Source organism: Flavobacterium sp. HTF (assembly GCF_003105115.1).
GTDB lineage: Bacteria > Bacteroidota > Bacteroidia > Flavobacteriales > Flavobacteriaceae > Flavobacterium.
The window spans coordinates 66,025-76,596 of record NZ_QETH01000018.1 but is presented as its reverse complement, the minus strand read 5'-3'; the positions used below and the strand labels follow the sequence as shown (position 1 = coordinate 76,596).

The following is a 10,572-nucleotide window of genomic DNA, read 5'->3' as shown; positions in this document are numbered from 1 at the left end:
AATATTTACTTTTATGGCTTATTTACTTGGAATATTTTAGAAGTTACCTCTAAAGATTTTATTTTCGATTCATACTATTCTGTACCTCCGATTGAATAGAAGTATTTGGTCAAAACAAAAAAAAGAACAAGTGAAGAAATATAAACAAGGAAACCAAAACAACCTTCGGGTTGTTTTTTTTTTCAGATGCTCTGGATATGTAGTAACTACCTCGATTTGGATAGTGCAGTTGCAAACTAAGCGCACAAACGAGAGCAAGAAACAAGTTAATACTACAAAAGTCACTTGAATAAACGGAGTGACTTTTGGTTTTTATAAAATAAAAAAAACGTTCTAAAAGTTAAATTTTGTATTCAGATTATTCTGTAACCGCTGGACGACCCCGAAAATAATCAGAATCAAAATCCACGACAAACCTCCTTCCTGTATCGGCTTTTTGTCGCAAAATTCCAATTTAAACATCAAATTACCCACCAGTTGTTAAGATATTCAAATCGATACTATCGAAGCTTTAGCGAAAATTCTATATTTTTTCAAACTGAACAAAACAGCGTTTCATTTTGAAAATTCTACTGGTGAAGAAATCTAAGATTTACTCATTTCCTCAATAATAGATTTCTTTCCAATAGTTCTCGTAATAATATCTTTCTCTAGGCTCCAGCCTCTCGCAGGAGAATATTCACGTCCATACCAAATAATCTGAAGGTGCAGGTCATTCCATAAATCTCTCGGGAATAATCTTTTGGCATCTTTTTCAGTCTGAACCACATTTTTTCCATTCGAAAGGCTCCATCTGTACATTAATCGGTGAATGTGGGTATCAACCGGAAAAGCAGGAACGCCAAAAGCCTGTGACATTACTACACTGGCTGTTTTATGACCAACGGCAGGTAATTCTTCAAGTGCTTCAAAACTTTGTGGGACCTGACCATTATGTTTTTCGATCAGGATTTCAGACAAACCGTGAATCCCTTTAGACTTCATTGGAGATAATCCACAAGGGCGAATAATTTCCTTAATTTCTTCCACAGACATTTTTACCATATCATACGGATTATCAGCTTTTGCAAACAACAATGGCGTAATCTGATTCACACGAACATCGGTACATTGTGCCGAAAGCAAAACAGCAATTAATAAAGTATAAGGATCTTTGTGGTCAAGAGGGACAGGTATAGTAGGATAGAGTTCTTTTAACGTATTTATAACAAATTGTACGCGAGCTTCTTTATTCATTTCCGTAATTTTAATCCCGTAAAAATAAGGAATTATAAGTTAGAAGTAAAAGTTATGGGGTATGAGTTAGAAGTTATGATTTCTCAGTTTTAAACTAAGCCTTTAATCTATATTCTATCCTATAAAATAATCTAAAATCAATAATCTAAAATTATAAAGATGACAACATTAAAGACAGGTGACAAAGCGCCAGATTTCTCGGGAATTGATCAGGACGGAAAAAAGCATAAACTGGCAGATTACGCCGGAAAAAAATTAGTTGTTTTCTTTTACCCAAAAGCAAGTACGCCAGGCTGTACTGCTGAGGCTTGTGATCTTAGAGACAATTTTGAGCGTTTTAAAGCCAATAACTACGAACTTTTAGGGGTAAGTGCCGATAGTCAGAAAGCGCAGTTAAAGTTCAGGGATAAATACGAATTTCCTTTTCCGTTACTTGCTGACGAAGACAAATCAGTAATTAACGCATTTGGCGTTTGGGGACCGAAAAAATTTATGGGAAAAGAATACGATGGAATCCACAGAACCACTTTCGTAATAGACGAAAAGGGAATCATCGAAGAAGTTATAGAAAAAGTAAAAACCAAAGAACACGCAGCGCAGATTCTGAAATAGTTCAGTTACAGTTTTAAGTTGTCACCCTGACCGAAGTCGAAGGGCGCTCCAATTGAACGTGGGCTTCGACTTCACTCAGCCTGACAAACTGCGACTGAATGCTTTTAAAAAAAAAGCCCCTTTCCGGGGCTTTTATATTACTTAATTCGTTTGATTTAATTCTTTTTCCGGATGATACCCAAAAAGATGGTGTTCTTTTATAATATCTGCAACTCCGGACGGAAGCATTGGTTCCCAGCCCGATTTTCCCTGACCAATCATTTTTAATACTTCGCGGGAGAATACATTTAATATTTCGGTATTGTAATCTTTAATATCAACCACTTTTCCGTTGAATTTAAAGAATTTGTATAACTCTTTCATTCTAGGGTGAACTTTTAAATTCTCAGAAGTAATGATTTCACCATTATCTCCAAGCATAGGATATAAGAACACTTTCATATCGCGGTAAAATAATTTCCCAAAAGCTTCCAGGATACCACCGCTTAAATGACGATAATACTTCTCGTCAAAAATGTCAACTAAATTGTTGACACCCATAGCCAGACCCATTCTCGCTTTCGTATAATTAGAAAAATATTCTACTACTTTATAATATTCCTGAAAATTCGAAATCATAACGGTTTGACCCAATGAGCAAAGCAATTCGGCTCTGTCCATAAAATCACGTTCGTCAATTTCACCATCCGAACGCAAATTCGAAAGGGTGATTTCAAAAACAACCAGAGTATTGTCTTTCTCAACCTTGTTTTCTTCGAGAAACATCTTTAAAGATTTCTCATACATGTCAAGGTTAACATTGGTAACAGGACGAAAACTTCCTCTAAAAGCAAGAAGATTCTTTTTGTACAAAACAGCAGCCGGTAAAACATTTTTTCCTTCAGGATTAAACATTACCGCATCCGTCATTCCGTTTTTAACCAGTTGTAAACTCATCAGACGGTTATCGACATCAGCAAAACGGGGCCCTGAAAAGTTGATAGTATCAATTTCAAGCTGGTCTTTGTCTAAGTGATCGTATAAATAACGAAGTAATCGTTTTGGGTCGTTGTATTTGTAAAAAGCACCGTAAATCAGGTTTACACCTAAAATTCCTAATGTTTCCTGTTGTAGTCTGGCGTCAGTTTCTTTAAAACGAATGTGGAGAATAATTTCGTTGTAAGCCTCGTCCGGTTCAATCTGGTATCGGATTCCAACCCAGCCGTGACCTTTAAATTGTTTTGCAAAATCTATTGTGGCTACAGTATTGGCATAACTGAAGAAAAGTTTGTTAGGGTGTTTCTCGCGGCTCAGACGCTCTTCGATCAGTTCCCCTTCAAAAGTCAGCATTTTTTTGAGACGGTTTTCAGTCACATATCTTCCGTCACCTTCAATACCGTAAACGGCATCACTAAAATCTTTGTCATAGGCAGACATTGCTTTTGCAATTGTTCCCGATGAACCTCCGGATCTGAAAAAATGTCTAACTGTCTCTTGTCCAGCGCCAATTTCAGCAAATGTTCCGTAAATATTCTCGTTTAAATTAATGCGTAACGCTTTGTCTTTTATAGAAGGAATCTGTTCGATGACCTTGTCACCTTTGAGTTTTATTTCTGTACCCATTTTATTTTAAATAGATTTGTTACAAAGTTAGCAAATTAGGCTTCTAATGAAAGAGAAATAATCCTATTTTTGTAAAAAAAATAACTGCAATTGAAGATCTATTTTTTAGGTACAGGCACTTCCCAAGGTATCCCGATTATAGGGATCGATCATCCTGTTTGCAAAAGCACTGATGCTAAGGACAAAAGACTCCGCGTATCCATCTGGATAACCTGGGGCGAACATTCGTACGTGATAGATTGCGGACCTGATTTCAGGCAGCAGATGCTTTCCTGCGGATGCAGAAAACTGGATGCTATTTTGTTTACACACGAACACGCTGATCATACAGCAGGATTAGATGATATCCGTCCGTTTAATTTTAGACAGGGAGAAATTCCTGTTTATGCACATCAGCGCGTGATAGATAACCTCCGACGCCGTTTTGAATATGTTTTTGAAACCGTAAACAAATATCCCGGTGCACCAAGCGTAAAAACGATCGAAGTAAAAAACGATGAACCTTTTGCGATAGGAGATAAAACAGCAATTCCAGTAAATGTCATGCATGGGGATTTACAGGTTTTTGGATACAGAATTGATGATTTTGCCTATCTCACCGATGTAAAAACCATCAATGAAACGGAAACAAACAAGCTTAAAGGCCTAAAAGTTTTGGTTGTAAATGCATTGCGTGTTGAGCCGCATGACACACATTTTAACTTACAGGAGGCTTTGGATTTTATCAATCTGGTAAAACCTGAAAAAGCTTATTTAACACATATCAGCCATGTTTTAGGTTTTCATGAAGAAGTGCAGAAGCAGCTTCCTGAAAATGTTTTCCTGGCTTACGATAATCTTGAAATTACAATTTAATTATATTACAAAATGAAAAAGTCCTTAATGCTCTATCTTTTTATCCTGGCGATACTAATGAATGTTTTTACGTACATGTTTTATAGCCGTGAGGTGAAATTTGGAGAAGAAAGATATGAGAAAACAACTAAGAAATTAAGAGACAGTATCAATTTAGTTTCAACCAAATTGGCAGAATCTGATTATTTTTCTCTGGAACATAATGAAAATGCGCAGAATTACTTTGATAACAGTGCTACCGGAGGAAAAATGATTCAATACGAAAAACTGATTCCGGTTGTAACCGAAAAATTATTGGACTTAAACTCTAATCCAAACGGAAACCCTTATACAGGACAAGATAAAATAGAAGATAAGAAATTCATCATCAATAAGGTAAAAATCCTCAACCACAGATGGATTATTGCAGATTATAGCAATGGTGAATTATGGGGAGAAGTCTTGTTAAAATACTTTGTTAATGATGACGAAAGTATTACTTTTGAAGTAAACCAATCATTGTTATACCAAAAATAGAGTTTTTTTTGACCCTATTTTTGATTAAATAAATTTAGGATTATGAAAAAAATATTTTTGTTTGCGATCATTGCAGCTGCAGCATTTTCTTGTGCAAAAAAAAGTTTCTAAGGAAAATGTAACTCCAAAAGAACCACAGGAAAGAAAAATTGTTGGAGGAGATTCAGATGTGCACGGATGTAAAGGTTCTGCAGGTTATACCTGGTCAACACTTAAAAAAGAATGTATAAGAGTTTTTGATGGAACAAAACTGTCGCACTACGATGATGGAAAAACATATACAACAGCTGCTTATGTAATTTTTGATGGGAACAAAGCTGAACTTTTTCTCGACACTCAAAAAGAATCCATCATTTTAGAAAGAAAATCGGAGGGTGATTCGTGGGTAAAAGATGATGTAGAATTAATCCCATGGAAGGGTTATGTCCTTAAAAAGGAAGGAAAGATAATTTATACAGGACAATAATTTAAAATTAAACTGAGGTACAAATTCCAATTTTGGAATGCTGAAAAATAGAAAGTGAGATGTAATCTGGTAAACACCAATTAGATCTCACTTTTTTTATTGTATTAAAACTAAACGATTTCTTTTATAAAATCACTGGTAACAACCTCTGCAAATTCTTCATTTAAACTTGCCAAAGCAGTCTGATGAATAATTTCTGCTGAGAAGTTTTCTCCGTTTACACCTTTTTTATTGAAAGTTGCCGTGGCATCAGAAACTAAATACACAGTATAGCCAAAGTTTCCTGCCATTCTTGTAGTGGTAGAAACGCAATGATCTGTTGTTAAGCCTACGATAACAAGGTTTTTAATTTTTGCGTTGTCTAATAGCTCTTTCAGGTTTGTTCCGATAAAAGCGCTGTTTACATTCTTTTTAACAATGATTTCGCCTGCAATAGGTTTTACAACATCCTGAAATTCATTTCCCGAACTTACTTCATTTAAAATTGAATCCGGATTTGAAGAACAATGCTGAATATGAAAAAGTGGTAATTTTTTATTTCTCCAAATTTCCAGAAGTTCAGCGGCTTTTTGCTCTGCATTAGGATTATTTCGGTCTCCACCCCAATAAGAGGTGTCAAGAAATCCTTTTTGGATATCAATTAAAATTAATGCCGCATTATCAAGTTTTGTATTGCTCATTTTATAAAGGATTTAAATTTCTTAAAATTACAAAGCCAGCCAATTTTTAAAATCAAAGAAATTTTGCGGAGCAACTCCATGTCCAACAGGATATTCTTTATAGGTAACCGGAATATTTAATTTCTCTAAAACAGCAGGAGTTTTTCGTGCCCATTCAACAGGAATAACCTGATCTACAGTTCCGTGAGAAGCAAATATTTTAAGGTTTTTAAAGTCATTTTTTTCAAAACCTTCTTTAATAATTTCCTCGTTAAAATAACCGCTCATTGCCACAACTCTCTGAATTTTTTCAGGATAAGAAAGTGCAACCGAATAACTCAGAATAGAACCCTGGCTAAAGCCAATCAAAGTGACATTATTAGGATCGATTGGATAATTGGCAACTAATTCATCAATAAAAGAAGCAATTACATCACGTGAAGTTTTTGCCTGCTCGTTATCTGAAAATTTGTTTTGGTCAGCATCAAAGTTAATAGCATACCAGGCATATGCACCATATTGCAAATCGTAAGGAGCTCTTGCTGAAATGATATAATAATGATCCGGAAGTTCTGTAGCAAAAGAAAATAAGTCAGCTTCGTTGCTTCCGTAACCGTGTAATAAAAGTAAGACCGGATTTTTTTCTAAGATAACTTTTGGTTCTTGTATTTTATATTCTAAAGATAGATTCATTTTTTAATTGTGAATTGTGAATGGTAAATTTTAAATTTTCCCCTTTGTTAAAGTTCGAAACTTTGATAAGGTTTTGGAATTTATCCTGAAACTTCGGGATTGTAATTTTTGCCTACCCGATGCTTTTAAACCATTTCTGGAATAAATTACCAACCAACGGAATAGGTCTCATCTGACCCTGAATTGCAGTAAAAATAGCATAAGTCCATAAGATAGAAACGCAGATCCACATTGGGAATGTTATAAAAAAGCTGTCAAAATTACTGGTAAGCGCACCAAAGGAAATAAAAGTCAGCGATAAACCTAAAGCCTGACGAATATGAAAAGAAGCAAAACTATTTTTGTTTTCAGAATTCATAGACATTGCAATCAATACGCCAACAATCAAAATATAACTGGTAATAGCGATTGATTTTCCTTCTTCGATTGTATTCTTCATTGTATTATTTTGTAACAAGTTGATTTTGATTTAAAACTCCGTACACAGAACCTTTTAGTTCAGTTCCTAAAAAAGCAGAATTTTTAGATTTTGAAAGAATATTTTCTTTCGTAAAAGTTGATTTTCCTTCTGTAGTAAAAAGGCTCAGGTTAGCTTTTGCACCTTCTTCAATTATATGGTTTTCAAGACCAAAAACAGCTCTTCCTGAAGTTAGTTTTGAAACTATAGTTTCTACCGGTAAAACCGTCAATAAGGCACCAAAAGCACTTTCTAAGCCAATGGTTCCGTTTTTAGCGGTATCAAATTCCATTTTTTTGAATTCAATATCAACCGGGTTATGGTCTGATGTAATCATGTCGATAGTTCCGTCAGCGATTCCGTTTAATAAAGCCTGTCTGTCAGATTCGGTTCGTAATGGAGGTGTCACTTTAAAACGTGTATCAAAACCATCCAGTTTTTCATCCGTTAAAACCAAATGATGTACAGAAACACTGCAGGTTACGTTTAAGTCTTTTGCTTTGGCTTCTCTGATTAACTGAACCGATTTTGCAGTGGAGATAGTCGGAATATGAAGTTTTCCGCCGGTATATTCCAGTAAAAATAAGTTTCTGGAGATTTGCAGTTCTTCGGCCAAATTCGGAATTCCCTTTAGACCTAATCGTGTAGAAACAATTCCTTCATTTGCCACTCCGTTTCCTTTGATGTTTGGATCCTGCGAATAAGCAATAACCAAACCGTCAAAATCCTGAACATATTGTAAAGCTATTTTAAGAATATTGGCATTGTCAATACTTTTATTATAATCTCCAAAAGCGATCGCCCCTGCTTTTTTCATATCAAAAAGTTCTGCCATATCTTTTCCTTCACTGGCTTTTGTTAAAGCTCCGATTGGGAAAATTTCTGTTGCAAAACCGTTTGCTTTATTTTTTACAAAATTTACCTGAGACTGATTATCGATAACCGGAAAAGAGTTAGGCTGTAAACCAATCGCAGTAAAACCGCTTTTTGCCGCAACATTAAGTCCGTTTGCAATGGTTTCCCGATCTTCGTAACCCGGTTCTCCGAGAGAGACACTGCTGTCAAACCAGCCCTGAGAAACATGAAGATCGTCGAATCGTACTACTGTTGCATCATCATTAGGAAGAGAAACTCCTATTTTTTCTATTAAACCATCTGCAATTAAAAGATCAACGGTCTGATTATGAAACGAACTTTTTGAGTCGATAATTTTGGCGCTTTTGATGATTAGTTTCATATTTTGGATATTTATTTTATTAAAACATTAAATGTTTTTATTTACTACCATTAAGAAATTAAGTTCATAAAGCGGGAAACTTAATTTTCTGGACAGTTAGAATAAGATCATAAAGGAAAAACTTAATAATCTTAATGCCTTAATGGTGAAAAAAAAAATCATTTTACAAATTTTATAATTGCCATTTCTAATGCTAAAAATAACAGTGCAAAGATAACAAACCATTTCCAAATTTGGCTGTCAGTTCGTTCTGTTTGTAAGGTGCTGAAAATAGTCGAAATGGTATCGGCAGTTTTAAAATCTGAAACCACATTTGTATTTACCTGACTCAAATCGCTTTCTGTTCTTTTGTAATTGAAGCTCAGGTTTTCTACCCAATTCTTCTTGTCAAAAACACTATAATTTCCGGCTGTTTCCGGAAAATCATTAAATGTCAGTCTGACTTTATTATTTAATATTTGCTGAATAGGGATAAAAGAATCGTCGTTTCCTTTTACTTCTAAAATAGCATCTTTGGTTAGTAAAACATCAACAAAATACGGCTGGTTGTTGCCAATTGTCAAAGCGTTCACTCCGGTTTTCTGGTTGTTCTGACCCATTTTGTAAAAAAGAGGAACAATCAGTGGAGATTGCTGGAAATTGGAATTTGACGAATTGATTGGTGCCATAAAAACGGTAATTCCCGAAACAGAACCCTGAATCCCGGTTACAAATGGAGTTTGATCTTCATAAGATAAAACGGCAGGATACGGACTGGAAACGTCAAATGATTTTGCTGTTTTCGGGTATTGAAAATTGGTAATTTTATTCTCAAATACACCGGAAAATAACGGATGGTCAAAGTTGATTTTATTAATTTGTTTACTTGTACCCTGAAGGTTTTTAAACTGGATTTTTCCAAAATTGCCTAAAAAAGAATTGAGATTGGTAACCGAACTTTTTTCAGACGGAATAATCACCAAGTTTCCGCCTTTTGATACAAATGCTTTTAAAGTCGTTTGCAATGCCTGCGGAATTTCTTCCAGTTCATTTAAAATAATAGTATTCTGCTTTTCTATACTGTTGTAATCCAGTCCGCTAAGTGAATAATTATTGTAATTAAATTCTGCAGCAGTGTAAATCCTTGATAAGAAATTGCTTTTGTCAGCTTCACCAATACTGATTACATTTGTCTTTTTTGTTTTAGAAATACTAAAATAGAGTTTGTTGTCATAGCTCAAACCATTGTCATCAATGGTTACGTAGCCATGAAAAGCTTCTTTTGGAATGGTAAAATTGATTTTCTTTTTCTTAGTGTCAAAATTAATTATCGTTTTGGCAATCAGTTTGTTTTGATTGTAAAGTGCCATCGAAACCGGTTTGAAATCTTCGCCGTAAGCAGCTAAATCTACACTAATTTCATAAAAATTTTCCAGAGTCTGATTAATGTAAACGCTGTCAATGGCGATATTGTTTTTTTGTTCGGCTTCAGGAATTATAAAATATGGTTTGTCTTCAGAATCTATATTTTTTATATCCGTTTCGGCCAGGCCAACAGCATCGGTAATGATTACAATGTCTTTTCTATGAGCCGATTTATGTGCTTTTATTTTTGCTATAATTGAAGAAAGTTCAAAAGGAGTTGCACTGTACTGCAGGTTTTGCAAGGCGCTTTTGGAAGATTTGATATCTGTATTCCAGAAATTTTCGGTATTGGTCAGTAAGGAAAACTGGGCAGTTTCCGGAGTATTTTCCAGTAATTCCTGAACGGCACGTTTTAGCAGTTCGCCTTTTTTTCCTTTGGCCTGCATACTAAATGAATTATCCAGTACAATATACATTTCGTTTGAAGCATTTTTGCTGTCTTTTGCTTCAAAATAAGGCTGTGAAAAAGCTATAATTGCAAAAAGCAGCAACAGTAAACGCGTCGCAAGTAATAATCTTTTTTTGATTTTAGAACTCTTTCGGGCTTGTATGGAAAGTTCTTTTAAGAAACGGACGTTGGTAAAATAAGAAGTTTTGAAACGTCTTAATTGAAATAAGTGAACCAAAACAGGAACAATCAATAAAAACAGAAAATATAGAATTTCGGGATGTTTAAAATGCATTCTGGCCTCAATTTACTTCACTACGTTTGATTTTTCGTGAAGATACTGGTCAAAAATACAAATTTGTTTTTTTATTTGAACCATATAAGTTATATAAGTTGCTGTTAGCATAATGAGTTAAATCTAAACATTAAAACTGAAATGAACTTATA

General features: G+C 34.7%; 11 protein-coding genes. 4 read left to right on the top strand and 7 right to left on the bottom strand.

Going from position 1 to position 10,572, the window contains the following annotated elements; translation table 11 throughout:
* Window positions 1–585: 585 nt before the first annotated feature.
* The gene (locus DCO46_RS08150) at window positions 586–1,236 is read right to left on the bottom strand and encodes an endonuclease III domain-containing protein (protein ID WP_116752069.1); all 651 of its coding nucleotides are present in this window, start codon (window positions 1,234–1,236) and stop codon (window positions 586–588) included.
* Window positions 1,237–1,395: 159 nt separating this feature from the next.
* Between DCO46_RS08150 and bcp the strand changes: the two genes are divergently transcribed.
* Window positions 1,396–1,848: a thioredoxin-dependent thiol peroxidase gene (bcp, locus tag DCO46_RS08145; RefSeq protein ID WP_116752068.1), complete on the top strand. Its 453-nt coding sequence runs from the start codon at window positions 1,396–1,398 to the stop codon at window positions 1,846–1,848.
* A gap of 141 nt (window positions 1,849–1,989) precedes the next feature.
* Here the strand turns inward: bcp and DCO46_RS08140 are convergent, their stop codons facing one another.
* A complete protein-coding gene (locus tag DCO46_RS08140) occupies window positions 1,990–3,450 on the bottom strand; it encodes a TonB-dependent receptor (protein ID WP_116752067.1) in 1,461 nt (486 codons plus the stop codon).
* A 90-nt stretch (window positions 3,451–3,540) separates the two neighbouring features.
* Between DCO46_RS08140 and DCO46_RS08135 the strand changes: the two genes are divergently transcribed.
* The 3 genes from DCO46_RS08135 (at window position 3,541) to DCO46_RS08125 (ending at window position 5,287) form a co-directional block, all read left to right on the top strand.
* Window positions 3,541–4,305 carry an MBL fold metallo-hydrolase gene (locus DCO46_RS08135; protein WP_116752066.1) on the top strand — a complete coding sequence of 255 codons (765 nt, stop codon included), beginning with the start codon at window positions 3,541–3,543 and terminating at the stop codon, window positions 4,303–4,305.
* 12 nt (window positions 4,306–4,317) lie between these two features.
* Entirely contained in the window at window positions 4,318–4,821 is a 504-nt protein-coding gene (locus DCO46_RS08130) for a hypothetical protein (protein WP_116752065.1), read from the top strand.
* Window positions 4,822–4,882: 61 nt separating this feature from the next.
* On the top strand, window positions 4,883–5,287 hold the full coding sequence (locus DCO46_RS08125; RefSeq protein ID WP_243416278.1) for a hypothetical protein: 405 nt from the start codon (window positions 4,883–4,885) through the stop codon (window positions 5,285–5,287).
* Window positions 5,288–5,397: 110 nt separating this feature from the next.
* On the opposite strand, the gene DCO46_RS08120 is transcribed toward DCO46_RS08125, so the two are convergent.
* The 5 genes from DCO46_RS08120 to DCO46_RS08100 form a co-directional block, all read right to left on the bottom strand.
* Window positions 5,398–5,967: a cysteine hydrolase family protein gene (locus DCO46_RS08120; RefSeq protein WP_116752064.1), complete on the bottom strand. Its 570-nt coding sequence runs from the start codon at window positions 5,965–5,967 to the stop codon at window positions 5,398–5,400.
* A 27-nt stretch (window positions 5,968–5,994) separates the two neighbouring features.
* Window positions 5,995–6,639 carry an alpha/beta hydrolase gene (locus tag DCO46_RS08115; RefSeq protein ID WP_116752063.1) on the bottom strand — a complete coding sequence of 215 codons (645 nt, stop codon included), beginning with the start codon at window positions 6,637–6,639 and terminating at the stop codon, window positions 5,995–5,997.
* 112 nt (window positions 6,640–6,751) lie between these two features.
* Window positions 6,752–7,078: a hypothetical protein gene (locus DCO46_RS08110; RefSeq protein ID WP_116752062.1), complete on the bottom strand. Its 327-nt coding sequence runs from the start codon at window positions 7,076–7,078 to the stop codon at window positions 6,752–6,754.
* A gap of 4 nt (window positions 7,079–7,082) precedes the next feature.
* The gene (locus DCO46_RS08105; protein ID WP_116752061.1) at window positions 7,083–8,333 is read right to left on the bottom strand and encodes a dihydroorotase; all 1,251 of its coding nucleotides are present in this window, start codon (window positions 8,331–8,333) and stop codon (window positions 7,083–7,085) included.
* A 158-nt stretch (window positions 8,334–8,491) separates the two neighbouring features.
* Entirely contained in the window at window positions 8,492–10,420 is a 1,929-nt protein-coding gene (locus tag DCO46_RS08100) for a vWA domain-containing protein (protein ID WP_116752060.1), read from the bottom strand.
* Window positions 10,421–10,572: the final 152 nt, after the last annotated feature.